Source organism: Candidatus Brocadiaceae bacterium (assembly GCA_012728835.1).
Taxonomy (GTDB): domain Bacteria; phylum Planctomycetota; class Brocadiia; order SM23-32; family SM23-32; genus JAAYEJ01.
In genome coordinates, this window is sequence record JAAYEJ010000003.1 from 35,220 (window position 1) to 57,806 (window position 22,587).

The 22,587-nt window shown below is 70.2% G+C and carries 22 protein-coding genes; 13 read left to right on the forward strand and 9 right to left on the reverse strand.

Annotated elements, in window-relative coordinates; translation table 11 throughout:
• Nucleotides 1-33 precede the first annotated feature (33 nt).
• The 3 genes from GXY85_00260 (at nt 34) to ilvN (ending at nt 4,026) form a co-directional block, all read left to right on the forward strand.
• Nucleotides 34-1,422, forward strand: a complete 1,389-nt coding sequence (locus tag GXY85_00260; protein ID NLW49261.1) for a transcription termination factor Rho — start codon at nt 34-36, stop codon at nt 1,420-1,422.
• Nucleotides 1,423-1,822: 400 nt separating this feature from the next.
• Nucleotides 1,823-3,502 carry a biosynthetic-type acetolactate synthase large subunit gene (ilvB, locus tag GXY85_00265; GenBank protein ID NLW49262.1) on the forward strand — a complete coding sequence of 560 codons (1,680 nt, stop codon included), beginning with the start codon at nt 1,823-1,825 and terminating at the stop codon, nt 3,500-3,502.
• 38 nt (nt 3,503-3,540) lie between these two features.
• Complete coding sequence (gene ilvN, locus GXY85_00270) at nt 3,541-4,026, forward strand: acetolactate synthase small subunit (protein NLW49263.1); 486 nt, start codon at nt 3,541-3,543, stop codon at nt 4,024-4,026.
• A gap of 4 nt (nt 4,027-4,030) precedes the next feature.
• Here ilvN and GXY85_00275 read toward each other — a convergent pair whose 3' ends face one another.
• From GXY85_00275 to GXY85_00290, 4 genes are all read right to left on the reverse strand, one after another.
• Complete coding sequence (locus GXY85_00275) at nt 4,031-4,276, reverse strand: hypothetical protein (protein NLW49264.1); 246 nt, start codon at nt 4,274-4,276, stop codon at nt 4,031-4,033.
• A gap of 88 nt (nt 4,277-4,364) precedes the next feature.
• Nucleotides 4,365-5,621 carry an MFS transporter gene (locus GXY85_00280; GenBank protein NLW49265.1) on the reverse strand — a complete coding sequence of 419 codons (1,257 nt, stop codon included), beginning with the start codon at nt 5,619-5,621 and terminating at the stop codon, nt 4,365-4,367.
• A 44-nt stretch (nt 5,622-5,665) separates the two neighbouring features.
• Nucleotides 5,666-6,694 carry an aspartate-semialdehyde dehydrogenase gene (locus GXY85_00285; protein ID NLW49266.1) on the reverse strand — a complete coding sequence of 343 codons (1,029 nt, stop codon included), beginning with the start codon at nt 6,692-6,694 and terminating at the stop codon, nt 5,666-5,668.
• Complete coding sequence (locus GXY85_00290) at nt 6,681-7,058, reverse strand: glycine cleavage system protein H (GenBank protein ID NLW49267.1); 378 nt, start codon at nt 7,056-7,058, stop codon at nt 6,681-6,683. The genes GXY85_00285 and GXY85_00290 overlap by 14 nt, the downstream gene beginning before the upstream one ends.
• 144 nt (nt 7,059-7,202) lie before the next feature.
• Between GXY85_00290 and folK the strand changes: the two genes are divergently transcribed.
• From folK to GXY85_00310, 4 genes are read left to right on the forward strand one after another with little or no spacing between them, the layout of a single operon-like run.
• Nucleotides 7,203-7,682 carry a 2-amino-4-hydroxy-6-hydroxymethyldihydropteridine diphosphokinase gene (gene folK / locus GXY85_00295; protein ID NLW49268.1) on the forward strand — a complete coding sequence of 160 codons (480 nt, stop codon included), beginning with the start codon at nt 7,203-7,205 and terminating at the stop codon, nt 7,680-7,682.
• Nucleotides 7,679-8,950 (forward strand): aminoacetone oxidase family FAD-binding enzyme, encoded by a 1,272-nt coding sequence (locus tag GXY85_00300; GenBank protein NLW49269.1) that lies wholly within the window; start codon nt 7,679-7,681, stop codon nt 8,948-8,950. Before folK ends, GXY85_00300 begins: the two co-directional genes overlap by 4 nt.
• 30 nt (nt 8,951-8,980) lie before the next feature.
• Entirely contained in the window at nt 8,981-10,033 is a 1,053-nt protein-coding gene (rlmN, locus tag GXY85_00305; protein NLW49270.1) for a 23S rRNA (adenine(2503)-C(2))-methyltransferase RlmN, read from the forward strand.
• A 4-nt stretch (nt 10,034-10,037) separates the two neighbouring features.
• On the forward strand, nt 10,038-10,691 hold the full coding sequence (locus GXY85_00310; GenBank protein ID NLW49271.1) for an HAD-IB family phosphatase: 654 nt from the start codon (nt 10,038-10,040) through the stop codon (nt 10,689-10,691).
• On the opposite strand, the gene GXY85_00315 is transcribed toward GXY85_00310, so the two are convergent.
• Entirely contained in the window at nt 10,686-12,020 is a 1,335-nt protein-coding gene (locus tag GXY85_00315; GenBank protein NLW49272.1) for a CCA tRNA nucleotidyltransferase, read from the reverse strand. The two genes, GXY85_00310 and GXY85_00315, sit on opposite strands and share 6 nt — an antisense overlap.
• Before the next feature lie 150 nt (nt 12,021-12,170).
• Here GXY85_00315 and GXY85_00320 point away from each other — a divergent pair, with 150 nt between their 5' ends.
• From GXY85_00320 to GXY85_00340, 5 genes are all read left to right on the forward strand, one after another.
• A complete protein-coding gene (locus tag GXY85_00320) occupies nt 12,171-13,277 on the forward strand; it encodes an aminopeptidase P family protein (GenBank protein NLW49273.1) in 1,107 nt (368 codons plus the stop codon).
• A gap of 12 nt (nt 13,278-13,289) precedes the next feature.
• A complete protein-coding gene (accB, locus tag GXY85_00325; protein ID NLW49274.1) occupies nt 13,290-13,778 on the forward strand; it encodes an acetyl-CoA carboxylase biotin carboxyl carrier protein in 489 nt (162 codons plus the stop codon).
• Between the two features lie 51 nt (nt 13,779-13,829).
• Nucleotides 13,830-15,176 carry an acetyl-CoA carboxylase biotin carboxylase subunit gene (accC, locus tag GXY85_00330; GenBank protein NLW49275.1) on the forward strand — a complete coding sequence of 449 codons (1,347 nt, stop codon included), beginning with the start codon at nt 13,830-13,832 and terminating at the stop codon, nt 15,174-15,176.
• Nucleotides 15,177-15,226: 50 nt separating this feature from the next.
• The gene (locus tag GXY85_00335; protein NLW49276.1) at nt 15,227-16,267 is read left to right on the forward strand and encodes a 2-hydroxyacyl-CoA dehydratase; all 1,041 of its coding nucleotides are present in this window, start codon (nt 15,227-15,229) and stop codon (nt 16,265-16,267) included.
• Nucleotides 16,268-16,331: 64 nt separating this feature from the next.
• Nucleotides 16,332-17,072: a hypothetical protein gene (locus GXY85_00340; GenBank protein NLW49277.1), complete on the forward strand. Its 741-nt coding sequence runs from the start codon at nt 16,332-16,334 to the stop codon at nt 17,070-17,072.
• A gap of 405 nt (nt 17,073-17,477) precedes the next feature.
• Here the strand turns inward: GXY85_00340 and GXY85_00345 are convergent, their stop codons facing one another.
• Together GXY85_00345 and GXY85_00350 are read right to left on the reverse strand one after the other, a co-directional pair.
• Nucleotides 17,478-18,026, reverse strand: a complete 549-nt coding sequence (locus GXY85_00345) for a hypothetical protein (GenBank protein ID NLW49278.1) — start codon at nt 18,024-18,026, stop codon at nt 17,478-17,480.
• A gap of 49 nt (nt 18,027-18,075) precedes the next feature.
• On the reverse strand, nt 18,076-18,879 hold the full coding sequence (locus tag GXY85_00350; protein ID NLW49279.1) for a ParA family protein: 804 nt from the start codon (nt 18,877-18,879) through the stop codon (nt 18,076-18,078).
• Between the two features lie 341 nt (nt 18,880-19,220).
• Between GXY85_00350 and GXY85_00355 the strand changes: the two genes are divergently transcribed.
• Nucleotides 19,221-20,768: a DNA topoisomerase VI subunit B gene (locus tag GXY85_00355; protein NLW49280.1), complete on the forward strand. Its 1,548-nt coding sequence runs from the start codon at nt 19,221-19,223 to the stop codon at nt 20,766-20,768.
• Nucleotides 20,769-20,775: 7 nt separating this feature from the next.
• Here GXY85_00355 and GXY85_00360 read toward each other — a convergent pair whose 3' ends face one another.
• Both GXY85_00360 and thiD read right to left on the reverse strand, forming a co-directional pair.
• Entirely contained in the window at nt 20,776-21,609 is an 834-nt protein-coding gene (locus GXY85_00360; protein ID NLW49281.1) for a prepilin-type N-terminal cleavage/methylation domain-containing protein, read from the reverse strand.
• A 111-nt stretch (nt 21,610-21,720) separates the two neighbouring features.
• Nucleotides 21,721-22,521 carry a bifunctional hydroxymethylpyrimidine kinase/phosphomethylpyrimidine kinase gene (gene thiD / locus GXY85_00365; protein ID NLW49282.1) on the reverse strand — a complete coding sequence of 267 codons (801 nt, stop codon included), beginning with the start codon at nt 22,519-22,521 and terminating at the stop codon, nt 21,721-21,723.
• Between the last annotated feature and the right edge of the window lie 66 nt (nt 22,522-22,587).

Below are 22,587 nucleotides of genomic sequence, written 5' to 3' on the forward strand. Positions count from 1 at the left end.
TCGAATTCGTCGGGCAAGAACGGAAGAAAGCGGATGCCGAACGGACGCCGACCGCGGAACAGCAACGGAAACGGCAACAACGCCGGCGGCGGCAACGCCGCCGGCGGGAATCGCGCGGCGAACACCCAGGTGGCCACCGAGACGCCCGCGAGCCAGTTCCACATCGTCGACCTGCAAAGGATGACGGTCAAGCAACTGCTTGAGGCATCCAAGGAAGAGGGCCTGGAGAACACGAGCGGGCTCAAAAAGCAGGACCTGATCTTCCAGATCCTGAAGAAGCGCGTCTCCAAGAGCGGCGCCATGTACGGCGAGGGCGTCCTGGAGGTGCTGCCCGACGGAGGCTTCGGGTTCCTGCGCTCGCCGGACTACAGCTACATGCCGAGCCCGGACGACATCTACGTCTCGCCCAGCCAGATCCGCCGCTTCGGCCTGCGCACGGGCAACCTGGTCACCGGCCAGATCCGGCCTCCGAAGGAGAACAAGGAGCACTACTTCGCCCTGCTGAAGGTCGAGGCCGTCAACTACCAGAGCCCCGAGACGGTCGCGAACCTGACCGTCTTCGAGGACCTGACCCCGTTCCACCCGACCGAGCGCCTGATGCTGGAGCGCGACGGCAAAGAACTCGACATGCGCATCGTCGATCTGGTCACCCCGATCGGCAAGGGCCAGCGCGGCCTGATCGTCGCCGCCCCGCGCACCGGCAAGACCATCCTGCTGCAGCAGATCGGCAACTCCATCGCCAGGAACCACCCCGAGGTGCAGTTGATCATCCTGCTGATCGACGAACGCCCCGAGGAAGTCACCGACATGCAGCGCACCGTGCCGGCCGCGCAGGTCATCAGCTCCACCTTCGACGAGCCCGCCAGCCGGCACGTGCAGGTCGCCAAGATGGTCATCGAGATGGCCCGCCGGCAGGTCGAATACGGCAAGGACGTCGTGATCCTGCTCGACAGCATCACGCGGCTGGCCCGGGCGCACAACACGGAGGTGCCCCACAGCGGGAAGATCCTCAGCGGCGGCGTCGAGGCCGGCGCGCTGCAGAAGCCGAAGAAGTTCTTCGGCAGCGCCCGCAAGCTCGAGGAAGGCGGCAGCCTGACCATCATCGCCACCGCCCTGATCAACACCGGCAGCCGCATGGACGAGGTCATCTACGAGGAGTTCAAGGGCACGGGCAACATGGAGCTGCACCTGGACCGCGCCCTGGCCGACCGGCGCATCTGGCCGGCCCTGGACATCACCCGCAGCGGCACCCGCAAGGAAGAACTCCTGCTGGACCCGGAGGAGCTGCGCCGCATCCAGCTCCTGCACCGGATGTTGAACGAGATGAACCCCATCGACGCCATCGAACTGATGCGCAACCGGCTCTCCAAGACCCAGAACAACGCCGAATTCCTGATGAGCATCAACGTGGACGGGCGCTGAGCGCCGGCGGACCCGCCAACCGGGCGGGCGATGGAGCATGCGGGCAGAGGCGTCCCGCCTCCGACCTGTCCGCAAAGGGACGGGGACGGGCGTGCGAAGGGATGGCCATGCGCCGCATGGCCTCTCGGCGCTTGACGCCGGGGGCCGGCGGCCCTATAATGGTGTGCATCATGGATCGGACTGCAACCCCACTCAGCGCAATCGTCCTAGTAGCGTAGGCCCCTTCCGCGCTCGGATGCGATCCGAGCGGTGGGGCCGAGAGGGTTGTTGTCCGTTCCGTCGAACGGCGCGAATAGGCCCTCCCGCCTCACACAGGTGGAGGGCTTTCTTCTTTTTGGGGCGCGTGGAGGTCCCCCGGAGCCCCGGGCTCCGGAACCGCGCCAGGGAGGAACCGGCCGACATGGGCAGGACTGGAGCCAACATTCTGGTTGATTCCCTGTTGGAGCATCAGGTCGAACACGTCTTCGGACTGCCGGGCGGGGCGGTGATCGCCCTCTTCGACGTCCTCTACGATTCGCCCCTGAAGGTGATCCTCACACGCCACGAGCAGGGCGCCGGCCACATGGCCGACGGCTACGCGCGCGCCACGGGCAAGGTCGGCGTCTGCATCGCCACCAGCGGCCCCGGCGCGACGAACCTCGTCACCGCCATCGCCACGGCCCACATGGACAGTGTGCCCATGGTCGCCCTGACCGGCCAGGTGAAGACCCACCTGATCGGCAACGACGCCTTCCAGGAAGCCGACATGACGGGCATCACCCGCCCCGTGACCAAGCACAACTACCTGGTCAAGGACGTCGCGGACCTCGCCCGCGTGGTCAAGGAGGCCTTCCACATCGCCTCGACCGGCCGGCCCGGCCCCGTCCTGATCGACCTGCCCAGCGACGTCATGACGGACACCCTCGAGGACGAACCCGACACGACCATGCGCCTGCCCGGCTACAAGCCGACGACCGGCGGCCACGTGCGCCAGATCCAGCGCGCCGCCGAGGCGATCAACGCCGCCGAGCGCCCGGTCCTCTACGTCGGCGGCGGCGTCATCTCCGCCGGGGCCAGCGAGGAACTCCGGGAACTGGCCCGCAAGGCCAACATCCCCGTCACCACCACGCTGATGGGCATCGGCACGTTCCCGGTCGACGACCCCCTCTCCCTGCACATGCTCGGAATGCACGGCACGGTGTATGCGAACTACGCCGTCACGCACTGCGACCTGCTGATCGCCGTCGGCGCCCGCTTCGACGACCGGATCACCGGCAAGGTCGAGAAGTTCGCCAAGAAAGCGAAGGTCGTCCACATCGACGTCGACCCGACCTCCATCAGCAAGAGCGTGCCGGTGGACATCCCCGTCGTCGGCGACGCCCGCAGCGTGCTCTCGGTGCTGCAGACCCTGGTGGAGCACCGCGAACGCAAGGAGTGGATGGACCGCATCCTCGCCTGGAAGCGCGACTTCCCCCTCACCTACAAGCGGCAGCCCGGCGTCATCAAGCCGCAGGCCGTCATCGAGAAGGTCTCCGAACTCACCGGCGGCGAGGCCATCCTGTGCACCGACGTCGGACAGCACCAGATGTGGGCAGCCCAGTACTACCGCTTCCGACGGCCGCGCACGTTCCTCAGCTCCGGCGGCCTCGGCACAATGGGCTACGGCCTGCCGGCCGCCATCGGCGCCGCCTTCGGCTGCCCGGACCGCAAAACCGTCCTGATCACCAGCGACGGCTCGATCCAGATGAACATCCAGGAGATGGCCACGGCCGTCTACCACAAGCTGCCCATCGCCCTCGTCGTCCTGAACAACGGATACCTCGGCATGGTGCGCCAGTGGCAGGAGCTGTTCTTCAACCGGCGCTACTCCCATACGCACCTGGCGCCGGCGAACCCGGACTTCATCAGGCTCGCCGAGGCATACGGCGCGCGCGGCATCGCCGTGAGCGATCCCGACCAGGTCGAACCGGCCCTCCGGGAAGCCCTCGCCGTCGGCGACGGCCCCGTGCTCCTGGACGTGCGCACGGCCCCCGAGGAGAACGTGTTTCCCATGGTGGCCGCCGGCCAGCCCATCGACAAGATGATCGGCGGCATCGCATGAGGCCCACCGCTCCTACCGCACGAAAGGCGCGCACACACATGGCAAAGCACATCATCTCCGCCCTGGTCGCCAACCGCCCCGGCGTCCTGGCCCACGTGGCCGGGCTGTTCAGCGCGCGTGGATTCAACATCGACAGCCTGGCCGTCGGCGAGACCGAGCAGCCCGACCTCAGCCGCATGACCATCGTCGTGGACGGCGATGAGGCCATCCTCGAACAGGTCCGCAAGCAGCTCGGCAAGGTCATCGACATCGTCAAGATCCAGGACTACAGCGCCATCCCCCACGTGGAGCGCGACCTGGCCCTGGTGCGCGTGCACGCCCCGCAGGAGCGGCGCAGCGCCATTCTGGAACTGGTCGACATCTTCCGCGCCCGCGTCGTCGACGTCGGCCGCAACGACCTGATGATCGAGACCTCCGGCGCCGAGGAGAAGATCGAGGCGTTCCTGGACCTCCTGCGCCCCTTCGGCATCCGCGAGATGGCCCGCACCGGCCGCATCGCCCTGGCCCGGGCCCCGCGCGACTGAGCCGTCAGGCCGAGGGTGCGGAGGCTGTGGCCCGCAGCCTCCGCACCACCTGGCCCACCACCAGCGGCATCAGCGCGCAGGCGCCGATCACCAACCAGTCCGCCCGCTTCGGCGGCACCGTCTTCAGCACCGTCCTCAGCCCGGGTGCGTACACGGCCACCGCCTGCAGCGCGATCGTCAGCGCCACCGCGCCCAGCACATACCTGTTGGCAAACCACTCCCGGCCCCCCAATGGCCTTCCGCATCTCATTCCCAAGTGCGCGCCTCGGCACGTTGCGCCTACACTGACGGCCCGCAGAGACCGCCTGCAACCGAATGCCCGCCGGGCGCCCCTGCCCTCAGGCGTCCTCGGCCACGGGGGCCTTCCCGTAGCGGCGCCAGGCCGCGACCATCACGGCCACCCCGGCCAGCACCATCACGGCCCCCCCCAGGAAGACCCAGCGCATGGGGAACAACTGCGCGTCGACGATCCAGGCCAGCCCGAAGGTGATCGCCGTCCAGCGAAGGCCCCAGATGGTGAAGTGCAGCGCCATCCCGTGCTGCGTCTCGGACGCCCGCGTGAAGTGCATGACGATGGGGTAGAACGCGAGGTTGTTCCCCGACTGGAACAGCCCCCGCGCCGCCACCAGCACGAAGAACGCCGGCCAGGTCGAGACGAAGAACAGCGCCACGAAGAGGCCCAGTTGCAGCAGCCACGACATCACGGCCGTCACCGGCGCGCCGAAACGGTCCATCACCACCCCCCACGGATACAGGCTCAGCACGATGGCGACCTGGTAGGCGGCCAGCGCGTAGCCGTACTGGCGCGTCGTCAGGTCCAGGCAGTCGCTGGCAAACAGGGGCAGGATCTTGATCGCGCTGACGCTGCCCAGAGTCGTCACCGAGTAGCCCAGCAGGAACAGCAGCAGGCCGTGGTTGCCCAGCGCGACGCGCGCCGAGCGGGCCGCCTGGGCCAGCACGCCCCGGCCGCCGACCGCCGCGTCCTCGGTGCGGTCGCCGCGACTGCCCCGGATGCCTCGGAACAGCAGGCCGCCCACCAGCAGCGCGACCCCCGCCGCCGGGAAGACGCAGCGGTGCAGCGCCAGATCGCGCTCGAGCATCAGCCCCACCACGGCCAGTGCCACCACCTGCGCCAGCACGTCGACCGCGTTCGGCAGGCTCAGCAGCTTGCCCCTCCACCGGTCCGGGTAGACCTGGCGGAAGGCCACGCCCATGCTCGGCCTGGACAACGCGGTCATGAGCATGCCGCCGGCCAGCACCAGCGCCAGCGCCCACAGGCTCTGCGCCAGCCCGCTGAGGAGCACCAGGAGCCCGCCGGCCATGAAGGAGAGCCCGGTGAACCGGACGGGGTTGCGCCGCCGGAGGAACGGCCCCCACAGGAACGCGAAGATGAGGGGAACCGCCAGCCCGAGGTCGATGATGAGGCTCTGGAAGGCCGATCCGTTCAGCTTGCGGATGACGAACGGCCCCTGGCCGGCCACGACCGCAGTGAACGTGCCGCAGAAGACGGCACTGGCGGTATGCCGGTAGCCTCGCTTCCGGTACTCCGCCGGCACGGAACGGAAGCCCAGGCCGGCGGGCGTTTGTTCGGCCATCGCAGCGGTTGCGCGTGCGCAAGGAGGGGTTGGCCCGCACAGGCTCAGAGGAGGCCCATCTCCACGGCCTTCTCGGCGATCTGCACGGCGTTCAGAGCGGCGCCCTTTCGTACGTTGTCCGCAACGCACCACAGGTCCAGGCAGTTCGGCCTGGACGGGTCCTTGCGGATGCGCCCCACGAAAACCTCGTCCCGGCCCGAGACCTCCCGGGCGGTGGGATACTGCGAGGCGGCCGGGTCGTCCACCACCCGGATGCCCGGGAAGCCGGCCAGCAGGCGCCGCGCTTCCTCGACGCTGATCTCGCGCTCGAACTCGGCGTTGATGGCCTCGCTGTGCCCGTTTTGCACCGGCACGCGCGCACACGTGGCGCTCACCCCGAGGTCCGGGCAACCGAAGATCTTGCGGGTCTCCTCGATCATCTTGATCTCTTCGCTGTAGTAGCCCGGGCAGTGCTCCTTCAGGCTGCCCACCTGGGGCAGCACGTTGCCGTAGATCGGATGGGGATACGGCCCCGTGTCGGCCTCGCCCCCGGCCGGCGCCGCCTGCGCCTGCTGCTGCAGGGCGCGCACGCCCGCCCGCCCCGTGCCGCTGACGGCCTGGTAGGTGCTCACGACGACGCGCCTCAGCCCGGCGGCCCTGTGCAGGGGCGCCAGCGCGGCCACCATCTGGATCGTGCTGCAGTTCGGGTTGGCGATGAAGCCCTGGTGCCCGCGCATCGCCTCGGCATTCACCTCGGGCACGATGAGCGGCACGCGCGGGTCCATGCGGAAGTCCCCGCCGTTGTCGATCACCAGGATGCCCTGCTCGGCGGCCGGCCAGCCGTAGAGCCGGCTCGCCCCGGACTCCCCCTCCGTCCCGGCGAACAGAGCGATGTCCAGCCCCTCGAACGCCTCCGGCGAGGCGGCGATCACGTCGCGCTCCCGCCCCCCGAACACCTGGCGGCGCGCGCTGGTCGCCATGATCCGCAGCGCCCGCACGGGGAATCCCCGCTCCTCGAGCACCTCGACGAGTATCTCTCCGACCATGCCGGCGCCGACGATGCCGACCGCGTATCCCCGCTCATCCCTCTTCATCGGCAGGCCCGCCCTCCGGCGCCTCTGCGGCACAGAACTGCTCGTAGGCCTCGGCGTTCATCAGGCCGGCCAGGTCGTCCGGCCCCCGAACCTCGATCCGCAGAAGCCAGCCCTCTCCGTAAGGGTCCTTCTCGAGCTTCGCGGTGTTCCAGATGAGTTCCCGATTCACCTCGACGATCCGCGACTCGACCGGCGAGTGGAGCTGCACCGTCCCCTCGAGGCCCTCCAGGTCCCCGAACGGCAGCTCGAGCTTCAGCTCGTCGTCGGGGTCCGGCAGATCCACCGACACGAGCGCGCCCACGCGCCGAAGCAGCGCCTCGGTCGCACCCAGCTCCAGCAGCGTCGTGCCGAGACGGGCCCACACGTGATGCTTCGTATACACACGGTCGTCAGGAACCATCGGTCTGGTCCGGCTGCGTGGAATGGAGTACAGCTTTTGCCTATCATATCATGACCCGAGGACGGCCGCAAACTCAGATCCGTTCGACCGCCTGCCTGAGGTGACTCGGTGCCCGAACCACACGTCGTCCACATCGGCCTGGGCAGCAACCTGGGCGACCGCGAATCGACCCTCCGCGCCGCACTGCGTGTGCTGGACGCCGAGGACGACATCGAGGTGCTCGCCGCCTCGCCGTTCATCGAAACCCTGCCCGTCGGCGGCCCCCCGCAGGGGCCCTTCCTGAACGCGGCCGCCGCCCTGGCCACGCCCCTGCCGCCCCGCGTGCTGCTCGATCGGCTCCACAGGGTCGAACAGGGCTTCGGACGCCGGCGCATCGCCCGCTGGGGCCCCCGCACCCTCGATCTCGACATCCTCCTCTGCGGCGACCTGATCGTCGCCGAAGCCGACCTCCGGGTGCCCCATCCGCTCATGCACGTGCGCCGGTTCGTCCTGGAACCGCTCGACCACATCGCGGCGGACGCCGTCCATCCGGTCCTCCGCAAGACCGTCCGCCGGCTGCTCCGCGACCTGCCCGAGGAGAGGCCATGACCCCCGCCCAACAGGTCGTGGTCGTCGGCGCCGGCCCCGCGGGCATGATGGCCGCCGCACGGGCAGCGGAACGGGGCGCACGCGTGCAACTGCTGGAGCGAGGGCCGGAACCGGGCCGCAAGCTCCTGATGACCGGCAACGGCCGCTGCAACCTGAGCAACGCCGCCCCCGCGGCGCAGTTCCTGCACGCCTACGGCCCCGCCGGCCGGTTCCTGCGCACGGCCCTGGCCACCCTGGACCTGCGCGCACTGACCGCCTGGCTGGCCGCGCACGGCATCCGGACGGTGCAGGAGGACCACGGGCGCGTCTTCCCGGCCGACCGCCGCGCGCGGTCCGTGCGCGACGCCCTGGTGGGCGCCCTGCACGCGGCGGGTGCAGAACTCCTGCACGGACAGCGCGTGGAGGGGCTCCTGATCGAGGACGGCCGGCTGCTCGGCGTGCGCACGGCCGACCGCGTGCACGCGGCCGGGTGCGTCATCGTCGCCACCGGCGGCCTCAGCTACCCGGCCACGGGCAGCACGGGCGACGGCTACGAACTGGCCCGGCAGGCCGGCCATGCCGTGCACGCCCCCTACGCCGCCGTCACCGCGCTCCGCACGGTCGAGACGTGGCCCGGGCGGCTGCAGGGCACGGCGGCCCGGGGCGCCGCCGTGCGCACGCGCATCGACGGCGACGCGACGCCCGGCCGCCACGCCGGCGACCTCATGTGGACCCACTACGGCGTGTCCGGCCCGGCCGTGCTGGCCGTCAGCCTGGCCGTGACGCGCGCCCTCCAGGAAGGACGGAGCGTGGTGCTGGAGATCGACCTGGTCGCCTCGACCCCGCAGGACGCCCTGCAGGCCGACCTGAAGCGAATGGCCGACTCGGGAAGCCGCCACACCGTCCTTCGCGTCCTGCGCGAGCGGCTGCCGGAACGGACCGCGCGCGTGCTGGCCGACGTCCTGGCGCTCGACCCGGCCCTGCCGGTGGCCCGGTGCACGCGCGCCGAACGCGTGCGCATCGTGCAAACGCTCAAGTGCCTGCCGCTCCGCGTGGCCGGCCCCCGCCCCATCGCCGAGGCGATCGTGACCGGGGGCGGCGTCGCTCCCGACGAAGTCGACCCGCGCACGATGGAATCCCTGCGCGTGCCGGGCCTCTTCTTCGCCGGCGAACTGCTCGACGCCCACGGCCCCACCGGCGGCCACAACCTGCACGCCGCACTCGCCACCGGCTACCTGGCGGGCGAGCACGCGGCCTCGCGCATTCACACGGCCGGCGGCCCGTGTTAGGATGCTCTCTCCCTCAGACCCCGGGCACAGATGACCCCTCAGCAACACGACATCCTGACGGCCACCCCCCGCGAACTGGCCCACTGGCTGGCCGACCAGGGCCAGCCGAGCTACCGACTCGAGCAGCTCCTGCGCTGGCTGCACACCGAACACGTCGACTCGTTCGAGGCCATGACGAACCTGTCCCTGGACCTGCGCCGGCGGCTGGAGGAAGGCTACTCCTTCCCGGTGCTCCGGCCCGTCCGGCAGCAGACGTCGCAGGACGGCGGCACCGGCAAGAGCCTCCTGGAACTGGCCGACGGCGAGCAGATCGAATGCGTCTGGATGGGCAAGGGCGACCGCGTCACGTTCTGCATCTCTTCGCAGACCGGGTGCGCCCTCGGCTGCCGGTTCTGCGCCACCGGCGGCGGCGGACCGGGCCGCAACCTCGCCGCCGGCGAGGTCCTGGGCCAGGTGCAGCATCTGGCCCGCGAACGCGCCTGGCCGGCGAACGTCGTCTTCATGGGCATGGGCGAGCCGCTGCTGAACCTGGACGCCCTGCTGCCCGCCCTGGAGGCCCTCACGGACGCCCAGCGCCTCGCCCTCGGCAGCCGCCGCATCACCGTGTCCACGGCCGGCCTGCCGGACGGCATCCGCGCGCTGGCCCGCTCGCCCGTGCGCCCGAGACTCGCCCTGTCGCTCAACAGCCCGTTCGAGGAGCAGCGCAGCGAGCTGATGCCGGTCAACCGCATGCACCCCCTGGCCGAGGTGCTGAATGCCTGCCGCGAGTACTCCGAGACCACCGGCCGGCGCGTCTCGCTCGAATACGTGCTCCTCGGCGGCGTGAACACCTCCGCCGCCGCCGCACGCGCCGTCGGCCGCATCGCCAGGGACCTGAACGCCCTCGTCAACCTCATCCCGTTCAACTCCGTGCCGGACTCCCCGTTCCGACCGCCCTCCACCAACGAGGTGCAGTTCTTCCGCTCCGTCCTGGAGGAAGGGCACGTGAACATCACCGAGCGCTACCGGCGCGGACGCGACATATCGGCCGCCTGCGGCCAACTGCGAGCCGGCCGTCGCCCCAGGCCCCGCAAAGGCTCGTAACGCCATGAAGGAATCGCCCATCCGGCTGGTCGCCTTCGACATGGAGGGCTGCCTCACCGCCGACCCGACCGTGTGGGAACTCATGCACCGCCGGCTGGACACGTGGACGTCGCACGGACTGCCCTACTGGGAGCGCTACCGGGCCGGCGGGCTCGATTACGACGAGTTCGCCCGCATGGACGTGGCCGTCTGGCGGGGAGCCCCCGTCGAGGACCTCCGCGCCGCATCGGCCGACGTGCCCCTGATGGCCGGCTGCCCGGAGGTGCTGGCGGCCCTGGCCGAACGCGGCGTCGCCGTCGCCGTCGTCTCCAACGGCCTCCTGTGCGTCGCCGAGCGCTTTTCGAAGGGCTTCGCCGTCGCGCACACGCACGCCAACCGCGTGGTCGTCCGCGACGGCCGGCTCACGGGCGAACTGGACGTCCGCGTGCCCTACGCCGCCAAGGGCATTCTGCTGGGGCGCCTGGCCGCCCGACTGGGACTGGACCGCTCCGCCGTGGCGTCCGTCGGCGACAGCCCGTCCGACGTGGCCATGTTCCGCCGCTCGCGCATCGGCATCGCCTTCGGCGCCGCCGACGCCGTCACCCGCGCGGGCGCCGCCCACGTCGTGCCCGGCGAGGACCTGCGGGCGGTGCTGCCCATCCTGCTGGACGGGTCATGAGGGGGCGGCCTCTTCGGCCAGGCGCAGGGCCAGCACCCGCGCCTCCTCCTCGGTCGTCACCTCGCCGTCGAGCTGGGCGTCGCGCACGGCATCGAGCACCCGCCCGAAGAGCGGGCCCGGCGGGTAGCCCATCGCGATCAGATCGTCGCCCGTGAGCAGCGGCACCGGCTCGACCTGGTCGTCGGCCAGCTCGCGGCGCTTCGCCATCACGTAGTCGTAGATCTCCAGGTTGCCCCAGCTCGCCAGGGCGTCCGCCCGGTGCAGGGCGGCCAGTTGGCGGAAACCCGGATGGGCGAACGCCTTCTTGAGCGTGCTCGGCCGCATCTTGAAGGCATCGCGGAAGTAGAGGTGCCGGTTCACCAGCCAGAAGATGCGCTCGGTCTCGGCGGTGGGCAGGCGCAGGCGCCGGCAGACGTTCCGGGCGATCGCAGCGCCAAGCTGGCAGTGCTCCGGGAACAGCTTCGCCCCGCTGCGGCGGGCCGCCTCGGGCTTGCCGGCGTCGTGCAGGAGCGCTGCCATGGCCAGCTCGAAGTCGGGATGCGGGCCCAGCTTCTCGACCGTCAGGAGCGTGTGGACGAACACGTCGCCCTCGGGATGGTAGTTCTCCGGCTGCTCGCAGCCCCGCATGTCGGCCAGCTCGGGGAAGACGACGTCCAGCAGGCCCAGCGAGTCCATCAGCCGCAGCGCGGCGGCCGGGTCGCGGTCGGTCAGCAGCAGGCGCAGTTCCCTCTGGATCCGCTCCGGGCTGACCCGGGCCAGCAGGGGCGCCATCCTCCGTATGGCCGCCCGGGTGACCGGCTCGACGCGGAATCCCAGCCGTGCGGCGAAGCGCACGGCCCGGAGCAGCCGCAGGTGGTCCTCGCCGAACCGCTCCTCCGGCTCCCCGATGGCGCGCAGGACGCCCTGCTCGAGGTCCCGCCGCCCGCCGACGACATCCAGCAGACGGCCCTCGACGGGATCCCAGAACATGCCGTTGATCGTGAAGTCGCGACGCCGCGCGTCCTCCTCGATCCCGCAGAACGCAACGGCGTCCGGACGGCGTCCGTCCGAATAGCCCGACTCGGTGCGGAAGGCCGCCACCTCGTAGGTGTGGCCGTCGAGCACCACCAGGGTCACGCCGAACCGGCGGCCGACGGGGCGGGTGTCCGCAAAGAGCGCCTCCACGTCCCCGGGCCGCGCGTCGGTGGCCACGTCGTAGTCGCCGGGCGTTGCGCCGCACAGCAGATCGCGCACGCAGCCCCCGGCCAGCACGGCGTCGTGCCCGGCCTCCTGCAGGCGGCGCACAACGCGCACGGCGCCCCGGTAGTTCTGGTCGTCCGGCGTCCGCATCACGGCGTGTTCCTGCGGGAGCAGAGGAGCCTTCCACGGGCGATTATAGGCGCCGAGCCGCCGGGCTGTCCACCGGCCGCCCCGGCGGTCCCCTTTGCAGCCGGCATCCGGGCGGACGTATAATTGCCTGCTACTGCAGAGGTGCCCCGAATGGACCACGCCGGCCGCCTGGACCGATTCCGCCGGATGACGGACGCCGAAGGACTGGACGGCTACTGGGTCGTCGATGCGGCGAACGTCCGCTACCTCTGCGGCTTCAGCGGCCACGACAGCACGCTGGTCGTCTCCGGCTCCGAATGCGTGCTGATCACCGACAGCCGGTACGCCGAGCAGGCGGAGCACGAGGTCTGTGCCGACCGGGTCATCAACCGCCGGCGCCCCATGGTCGCCGAGCTGGGCGCCGTCTGTGCGGCGGCCGGCATCCGCCGACTGGGCATCACGGCCTCGAACGTGAGCCACGCGCAGTATGAAGCGGCCGTGGCGGCCTGCGAACCGACGGCGGTCGTGAGCCGTTCGGACGGACCGGCCGAGCGGATGCGGCTGTGCAAGGACGCCGACGAGGTGGAGGCCGTGCGTGCGGCCCTCGCAGTGGCCGAGGAATCGTTCCAGGCGCTTCTGAACCGCGTGGAGCCGGGAGGCCCGGAGCGCGCACTGGCGGCCCGCCTGGACTACGAGATGCGCCTGCGGGGGGCCGAAGGCCCCGCCTTCGAGACGATCTGTGCCGCCGGCCCGCGCGCCAGCATGCCGCACGCGACCAGCAGCGCGGCGCCGGTGCCGCCCGATTCGGCCGTCCTGTTCGACTGGGGCGCCCGGCTCGACGGCTACTGCTCCGACTTGACACGCGTGGTGGGCACCGGTAGAATCCCGGACGGCCTCCACGCACTTGTCGAGGTCGTTCTGGAGGCCCAGGAAGCCGTTTTCCAGTGCCTGAAGCCCGGCAGCCGCTGCGGGGACGTCGACGCGGCGGGACGGGCCGTGATCGCCGCGGCCGGATACGGAGATCGATTCGGACACGGCATCGGCCACGGCGTGGGTCTGGCCGTGCACGAGGCCCCCCGCCTGGGGCCCGACAGCGAGACGGTGCTGCAGCCGGGCATGATCGTCACCGTGGAACCGGGCATCTATCTGCCCGGCCAGGCCGGCGTGAGAATCGAAGACATGGTGGTCATCACGGCCGACGGCCACCGGACGTTGAGTACTCTGCCCCGGCGCCCGGACGCTCTGGCGCCGCCCGATTCGGCTGAACACCGACATTGAGGAAGTCCATAGATGGATGCGGTGGAAAGGGTCCGCCAGCTGATCGAGATCATGTCGAGCAACGACCTGGCCGAACTCGAGGTGGATGAGCCCGACCTGAGGATCAAGCTGCGCAGGAACGTGCCCATTCAGTACAGCCCGCCGCCGGGCCTGGCCTACGCGGCCCTGCCGCCGCAGGGGTCTGTGCCCCCTCAGACGGCGCTCCAGGTGCCCGGCCTGGGCGGAGAGCCCGGCGGCCCCGTCCATGACAACACCCTCCTGGAGATCACCTCGCCCATGGTCGGGACGTTCTACCGGTCGTCCAGCCCGGGGGCCGAGCCCTACGTCAGCATCGGCACCGAGGTCGACCCCGAGACGGTCGTCTGCATCATCGAGGCGATGAAGGTCATGAACGAGATGAAGGCCGAGGTGCCGGGCACCGTCGTGGAGATTCTGGTGGAAGACGGCGAACCCGTCGAATTCGGGCAGGTCCTCTTCCTGCTGGAACCCATCGCCGAGTAGCCGCTGCTTCCAGGGCGGGCGAACGATACCCTTGCAGAGGTAGTGTCCGGCATGTTCACCCGGGTATTGGTGGCCAACCGGGGCGAGATCGCCCTGCGCATCATCCGCGCCTGCAAGGAACTGGGCGTCGAAGCCGTCGCCGTCTACTCGAAGGCCGACGCCGGCTCCCAGTACCTCGAGCTGGCCGACGACTCCGTCTGCATCGGCCCGGCGCCCCCGGCCGAAAGCTACCTCAACGTGGCCCACATCATCAGCGCCGCCGAGGTCACCAACGTCGACGCCATCCACCCCGGCTACGGCTTTCTGGCCGAGGACGACACCTTCGCGGAGATCTGCGAGGAGTCCAACATCGTCTTCATCGGCCCGCGGTCGGACGTCATGCGCAAGATGGGCAACAAGGCCGAGGCGCGCAGGATCGCCAAAGAGAACCGCGTCCCCGTCATCCCCGGCAGCGAAGGAGTGGTCGGCGACGAGGACGAGGCCCTCGGCCTGGCCCACCAGCTCGGCTACCCCGTCATGATCAAGGCCGCAGCCGGCGGCGGCGGCCGCGGCATGCGCATCGCCCACAACGACATCAGCCTGAAGAACATGCTGGCGCTGGCCCGCAACGAAGCCGGCGCCGCCTTCAAGGACTCCTCGGTCTACGTGGAGAAGGTCGTCAGCCCCGCCCGCCACGTTGAGGTCCAGATCCTGGGCGACTCCCACGGCAACGTCCTCCATCTGGGCGAACGGGACTGCTCGATCCAGCGCCGCTTCCAGAAGCTCATCGAGGAGACCCCCAGCCCGGGCATCGACAGCGACCTGCGAAGCAAGATCACCCGCGCCGCCGTGCGCATCGCACGCGCCGTCAACTACACCGGGGCCGGAACCATCGAGTTCCTGGTCAACCCCGAAGGCCAGTTCTTCTTCATCGAGATGAACACGCGCCTCCAGGTCGAACACCCCGTCACCGAAGAGGTCACCGGACTCGACCTGGTCAAGGAGCAGATCCGCATCGCCGCCGGAGAGGAGCTGACGCTGCAGCAGAAGCGCGTGGAATTCCGCGGCTGCGCCATCGAATGCCGCATCAACGCGGAGAACCCGGCCGACGGCTTCCGCGCCTCGCCCGGCACCGTCCGCCGCTTCAACCCCCCCGGCGGCCGCGGCGTCCGAATCGATTCGCACTGCTACAGCGGCTACGAAGTGAAGCCCTGCTACGACTCCATGATCGGCAAGCTCATCGTCCATCAGCCGACCCGCGCCGAAGCCCTCGCCTGCCTCCGACGCGCACTCACCGAGTTCACCATCGAGGGCATCCACACAACCATCCCCTTCTACCGCGATCTGATCAACCACGGCGGCTACGCCAGCGGCCGGTTCGACACGCACTTCGTCGAGGACTTCCTCGAAGGCGCCTGAGCGCGGCCCCGCCGCTCCGGGCGCCCGCCGTACGTCGCGGAATCCACACCATGTTCGAGCCCATTCTTCCCCCCGTCCTGCCGGCGCACCCGCCCCGCGACCGCCTCGTGGCAATCACCTCGACCCTGCCCGTCGAGGTCCTCCTGGCCGCCGGGCTCGTTCCGGTGGACGTCAACAACCTGTTCATGGCCAGCCCCCACCGCGCCGAACTGGTCGAGTCCGCCGAACGCGCCGGCTTCCCCCGCACCTGCTGCTGCTGGACCCGGGGCCTCTACGGCGCCGTCCACGACGCCCGCATCGGCCGCGTCGTCGGCGTCGTGCGGGGCGACTGCAGCAACACCGAGGCCCTCCTGGAAGTGCTCCGCAGCGAGGGCATCGACTGCATCGCCTTCGACTACCCGCGCGCACCCGAGCCCCGCCGCATGCAGGCGGCCCTGCGCGAACTGGCCGAAACGCTCGGCGCGGACCTCGCCGAGGCCGAGCGGTGGCGCGCCCGGCTGCAGCCGGCCCGCGAGGCCGCCGCGCAGATCGACCGCCTGGCCTGGGAACACGACCGGGTGACGGGCCTCGAGAACCACCTCTGGCTGGTCAGCACGAGCGACTTCTGCGCGGACCCCGACCGCTACCGGGCCGAGGCCCATCGGTTCCTGGACCGCGCCGGGCACCGCCCGCCCATCCCGCACCTGCTGCGCCTGGGGCTCTGCGGAGTGCCCCCCATCGTGCCCGAACTCTACGGATTCGTGGAGAGCATGGGCGCCCTGGTCGTCTACAACGAGACGCAGCGGCAGTTCTCCATGCCGGTCGGTGGCGACTCGCTCTCTGCCCAGTACACCCGCTACACCTACCCGTACGGCCTGACGCCGCGCATCGAGGACATCCGGGCGGAGTGCGGCCGGCGCCGCCTGCACGGGCTCATCCACTACGTGCAGAGCTTCTGCCACCGCCGCATCGAGGACGGCCTCCTGCGCCGCAACCTGGGTCTGCCCGTTCTGACGCTCGAAGCCGACCGCCCCGGCCCCCTCTCCGGCCAGGTCAGGACGCGCCTGGAGGCCTTCGTGCAGATGCTCACCGCGCGCAGGCGGCGTGAATAAAGCGGCGGGGCGATGCGTATCCTTCCGCAGAAAAGCCGTGCGCCCGCAACAGGAGGGACCGCCGATGGGCGAACGCAACAACAGGTGGATGGTGCCGCATCCGACAGTCGAGTCAGATAGCTTCTTCGCGCTCATCCCGGAAGCGTTCGTCTATCCGTTGCGGGGGAACGGCAAGTACCTGCTCCTGATGGGAGCGGTCTTGCTCAGCATCCTGGGGTTGATGTGCATGGTGCCGATCTACGGCTTCCTGGCTACGTTTCTGATCCTTGGCTACATGGCGTCCTTCATGTTCGAGGTGGTGGCGCAGTCGGCATCGGGTCACGTAGACATGCCCCGGTGGCCGTCGCTGACGAGCTTCTACGACGACGTCTTCGTTCCCGCCGCCTGGCTGATCGTCACGTTCGCCACCTGCATGCTGCCCTTCATCGCACTGCTGATATGGGGGCACGCAGTCGATCGAGACATTGGCCCTGCAACAGGCATTCTTCGCGTTGTCGGCCTGGCCTGCTTCCCGATGGCCTTGCTGGGGGTCGCGCTGAACCGGACCGTCAGTGCGCTCAACCCCCTGGCGATCGTCGCCGGGATCGCGCGTGTTCCCCTCGAGTACGCAGCGATCTGCACGCTCTTCGTCGGCATCAGCGCCGTTCGGGCCCTTGCGCTGCCCTCACTGATCGCATCTGGTCCCTTCCTGGGCTATCTGCTGCAGAATGGCGTTTGGATCTACCTCACCACCGTCCAGATGCGGCTCCTGGGCCTGCTCTACTACACGAAGGCGGACGCCCTGGGCTGGTTCGCCGTGGAGTAGGCGCGGCGAGCGCCGGGCGTCGCGCCCGGCGGCCATGCGCGCGGTTGCTGCCCGCCGTCGGCGGCGTCTCACGCGGCGCCGACCCCCGGAGTGTCATCCTCCTATGAGGCCTCGGTTCAAGCGGAAAGAGGATTCGGCGCCGGTCGTGCGCAGGGAGGCCGGTGTGTCATCCTGAGCGCCGCTCAGGCGGCGTGAAGGATCTCGCCGTTCGAACACAGGACACCCAAGCAGCGGCAAGATGCTGCGGCGCGAAGAACCTCGCCGTTGCCGGTGTGGCACAGCCTCACCCGGCTGCGGCCGCTGTCCCCCGCCCCACGCGGCCGAGGACGGCCGCGCTACCCGTTCCTGCCTGGACGCATGCGCCCGCCCCTTGATGTCATCCTGGGGCCCGCTCAGGCGGCCCGCTCAGCGGCCCGGCTGGTCCAGGGCGGCCGTCTGCACCGGAATGCCCTCGACGCGATTGAGCCGGTTCTCCAGCATGGCCACCCTGTTGCCCAGGCGGCTGAGCCAGATGCCGCCTACCAGGACCACGACGACGAGTGCCACGCCGAGGACGAATCCGGTAGAGAACCTGCGCTCGGGCAGGCCCGAGCCGAACACGGCCAGCTCCGCCCGCGCCGCCTCTTCGTCCGTGGGCGGAGGCCCGTGTGTGGCAAACGGGTTGCGGCCGTTCGGGGCCGGCGGGGGCGCCAGGACGACCGTCCGGGTCCTCTCCTCCGCGTCCGGCTGTTTCTGGGCGTCGGCCGGCGGGGCGACGGTCGTGATGGGCGCGACGCGGCGCAACGGGGCGGGCTGGTCGCTCGCCTCGCCGTCCTCGGCGCGGGTCTTCACGCGAAGCTGCGGCCGATTGGCTATCTCCTCGCCGGGACGGCGGATGGTCGGCACGGCGGTTGGGGGCGCGGCGCCCGGCCGGCCGGGGCCGGCGCTCCTGGTCACGGACTGCTCGTTGGTCATCCCGTCCTTGCCTCCTCAGGTACGACGCATCCTATGCGACCGCAGCATCCTATGCGACCGCAGCATCGGCTGCGGCGGGCGGCGCTGCGGCGCCCGCTTCCATCGCGACCACCTCCGCGGCCAGCGCTCTGTAGTCCGCCGCCCCGTTGCACTCGGGCTCGTAGAGCGTGATCGGCAGGCCGAACCCCGGCGCCTCGGCCAGGCGCACGTTCTTGCGGATGATCGTGCCGAACACCTTCGGCCCGAAGTGTTTGCGGATGTCGGACAGTATCTCGTGCGCCAAGCACGTGCGCCGGTCGTGCATGCACGGCAGCACGCCGGTGATCTCCAGGGCCGGGTTGGCCTTGGCCCGCACCAGGTCCACGGTGTGCGTCAGCTTCCCGAGCCCCTGCAGCGCGAAGAACTCCGTCTGGAGCGGGATGAAGATCTCCCGGGCCGCGCACATGCCGTTGATCGTCACGAGCCCCAGTGACGGCGGCGAGTCGATCAGCACGTAGTCGAAGCCGTCCGGCACCTGCGCCAGGCACCTGCGCAGGGCGAACAGCCGGTCGGGCTGGCCGGCCAGCTCGACGGCCAGCCCGGCCATGTCGATGTTGGACGGGATGATGCCCAGCCCCGGCATCGACGTGGCGCGGACGACGTCGCGGACGGTGCTCTCCCCCATGATGAAGGTATAGAGGGACGGCTGGCCGCGTTCGAGTTCGATCCCGAAGTGGATCGACAGGTTGGCCTGCGGGTCGGCGTCGACCATGAGGACCTTCCGGCCCCGTTCGGCCAGGGCGGCGCCGAGGTTGGCCACGGTGGTGGTCTTGCCCACGCCGCCTTTCTGGTTGAGCACGAGGATCTTCCGCATCGGTCGGTCATCCCCGACAGGGTGCACTGGGGTGCGGTTGCCACATGACAGCCCGTACATGAGAGGGCATTCCGGCCGGCCGAATCAAGGCGGCGGATTGCATTCGGCCGCGGCTTCTCGTTACCCTATGATCGGTGCCTCCGGCAGCCCTGCGGGGCGGCCGGGGGTGCCAGATGTCGTATGGCGGTGCATGTCCTTGCGCGCGCGACACTTGGAACAGCGGAACGCAATGGCAGCCGCCGAGGGCCGCCGGCACACGGGCGCGGCGACCTCGGAGGGCGCGCGCCGGAAGCGATGGAGGCGACATGGCGAAAAAGCAGGCCCAAAAAGCCCGAACGCCCCTGACGGCGGCCGACATGGCCCTGCAGCAGCGGGAGATCAGCATCAGCGAGTTCTTCACGAAGAACCGCCACCTGCTCGGCTTCGACAACCCCCGCCGCGCCCTGCTGACCACCGTCAAGGAAGCGGTCGACAACTCCCTGGACGCCTGCGAGGAGTCCGGCACGCTCCCCGAGGTGTCCGTGGACATCCGCCAGACCAACGGCGACGAGCGGTTCACGGTCTGCGTGCGCGACAACGGCCCGGGAATCGTCAAGGAGCAGATTCCCCGCATCTTCGGCAAGCTCCTCTACGGCAGCAAGTTCCACCGCCTGAAGATGAGCCGCGGCCAGCAGGGCATCGGCATCAGCGCCGCCGGCATGTACGGCCATCTGACCACCGGCCGGCCCGTCGCCATCACCAGCCGCACCGCCCCGGACCAGCCGGCCCACTACTACCAGGTCGCCATCAACACGAAGGTGAACGAGCCGGCCATCCTGAAGGAAGCCACCATCGACTGGGAGCACGGCCGCGGCACCGAGGTGGTCATCGAGCTGGAGGGCATCTACCAGCGCGGCCTCTGGAGCGTCGACGAGTACCTGGAGCAGACCGCCACCGCCAACCCCCACGTGCAGATTGTGTACTCGGCCCCGGACGGCAAGCGGACGGTGCTGGAGCGCGCGGCCGACGTCCTTCCGCAGGAACCCCGCGAGATCAAGCCGCACCCGTACGGCATCGAACTGGGCATGCTGATCAAGATGCTGCAGGAGACCGGGTCCAACACCCTCCAGGGCTTCCTCCACAGCGATTTCAGCCGGGTCAGCCGCGCCAACGCCCTGGAGATCTGCCGGCGCGCGGGTGTCTACGAGAACGCCCGCCCGCGCCGAATCGCCCAGCAGGAGGCCGACAGCCTGCTGGCCGCCATCCGCGACACGAAGCTGATGAACCCGCCGATGGACTGCATCTCGCCCATCGGGAAGGACCTGATCGAAGCGGGCATGAGGAAGCACTTCGCGGCGGACTTCTACGCCTGCGTCACCCGGCCGCCGACCGTCTACCGCGGCATTCCCTTCCTGGTCGAGGCCGGCCTCGCCTACGGCGGCGAGATGAAGGAGGGCACCTCGGCCAAGCTCATGCGGTTCGCCAACCGCGTGCCCCTGCTCTACAACACGGGCGCCTGCGTCATCAGCCAGGCCATCGCGCACGCCAACTGGCGCCAGTACGGCGTCGATCAGTCCAACGGCAGTCTGCCGACCGGCCCCCTGCTGATCCTGGTCCACGTGGCCAGCCCGTGGGTGCCCTTCACCAGCGAGAGCAAGGAGGCCATCGCCTCCTACCCCGAGATCGAACGCGAGATCGTGCTGGCCCTGCAGGAATGCGCGCGCGGGCTGCGACGCTACATCAGCGGCCGCCGCCGGCACCTCGAAGAGCAGCGCCGACGCGAGTACATCAGCACGTACATCGACCACATCGGCGAGGCGCTGCAGGAGATCCTGGCCTTCGACGACGGCCGCAAGCGGCTGCTGGTCGAGAACCTGGGCGAGATCCTCAGGAAGGCCCGCGGCGGGTAGCGCGCGCTCAGAACTCCAGCCACTGCGCTCCCACCCACATCATGCCGGCCAGGTCGGCATCGATGTCGGGGTCGTCGCCCGGAGTGTCGTCGGCGAAAACGTTGGTGTCCTGGTAGATGACCAGGCCGCCGGCCACGCCGCCCCTGGCCTGCAGGTTGGGCACGTACGGCTCCGAGGCGCCCTTCTTGTACGGCGCGCCCGTCCACTCCACCGGCAGCCATGCCACGTGCTTGTCGGCGAACAGGAAGCTGCCGCCTTCGGCCGGATGGTTGTTCTGCCCGAGCCAGAACCCCTTGCCGCTGTCGTCCTCCCAGTAGCCGTGGACGCACTCGTCGCCGTAGACCACGCGCGTCGGCGGGGCGTCGCGAGGGATGGGGGCGCTGCCGGGCCCGGCGCAGTCGTAGAAGTAGCTGGGCGGATACGGCGGCCGTCTCCCGTCCGGCTCGCCGCGCGCGACCCGGGTGCCCGGCGGCACGTCGAAGTGCTCGCAGTTCCGGAAGTCGTTGCCCTCGTCGTTCAGGATCACGACGTCGCCCGCAGCGGGGCACTGGAACAGGTAGGTCTTGGAGGCGTACTCGGGGTAGAGCACGGCCAGGGAGGCGGTGGGATCGGCGCCGTCGGGCCGCTGCGGGCACACGCTCAGGCGCGCCGACGGCCACTCCCCCTGGTGGCCCATCTGGTACATCTCGAAGGCCAGGGCCACCTGGCGGATGCGCCCCAGGCACTTGGTGCGCACCGCCTCGGTGCGCGCCTGATCGAGCATCGGCACGAGCATCGCGCCCAGGATGGCGACGATCACCAGCACGACGACCAGCTCCAGCGCCGTGAATCCGCGCTTCATGCGGCTGCCCTCCCCCCCCGCTGAGTCCAGGAGTGTGAACACGGCACTCCGCACTGCCGACTGTATCCTACCCGTGCCCCCCCGATTGTCAAGGCCGAAAACGCGTGGCGGTCACCGGGGGCGGGGCCGCCCGAACAGGGCCCCATGCCCCAGCGGCCCCGAGCACCGGCCCACGTCCAGGGCCGCCTGCAGGCCGGCCTGCACGGCGTCGCGCGCCCACTCCACGGCGGCGGGCACGGCCAGCCCCCAGGCCAGCCCCGTGGCGATGGCCGCCGAATACGTGCAGCCGGTGCCGTGGCGGTTGGGCGTGGGCACGCGCGGCCGCCGCACCTCCAGGAAGCCGTGCCCGTCGAACAGCACGTCCACCGGGTCGCCGCACAGATGACCGCCCTTGACGAGCACCCAGCGGCAGCCGAACCCGTGCAGACGCCGGGCCGCCTCCTTCATCGTCGGCACGTCCCCGATGCGCATCCCCGTCAGGACCTCCGCCTCGGGCAGGTTCGGCGTCGCCACCTCCGCCAGGGGCAGCATCACGTCGCGCATGGCAGCCCGCGCGTCGTCCTCCAGCAGGTGGGCGCCGCTCTCGGCCACCATGACGGGGTCCACCACGAGCGGCCGGATCGCGTGCACGCGCACGCGGTCGGCCACGGCTTCCAGAACGGGGCGCCCCGCCAGCATGCCCGTCTTGGCCGCGTCGGTGCCGATGTCCTCCAGGACCATGTCGATCTGGTCGGCCACGAACGCGGGCTCCACGGACATGACTCGCCGGACGCCGCAGGTGTTCTGCGCCGTCAGGGCTGTGATGGCGCTGGTGCCGAAGGCGCCGAGGGCGGTGATGGTCTTCAGGTCGGCCTGGATGCCGGCCCCTCCGCCGCTGTCGCTGCCGGCGATGGTGAGCACACGGGGGATCATCTGCGGGGCCGCCTCCTGGGCCGCAACCTTGACAACGGACGGACACACCACTAAGATACCTTCAGC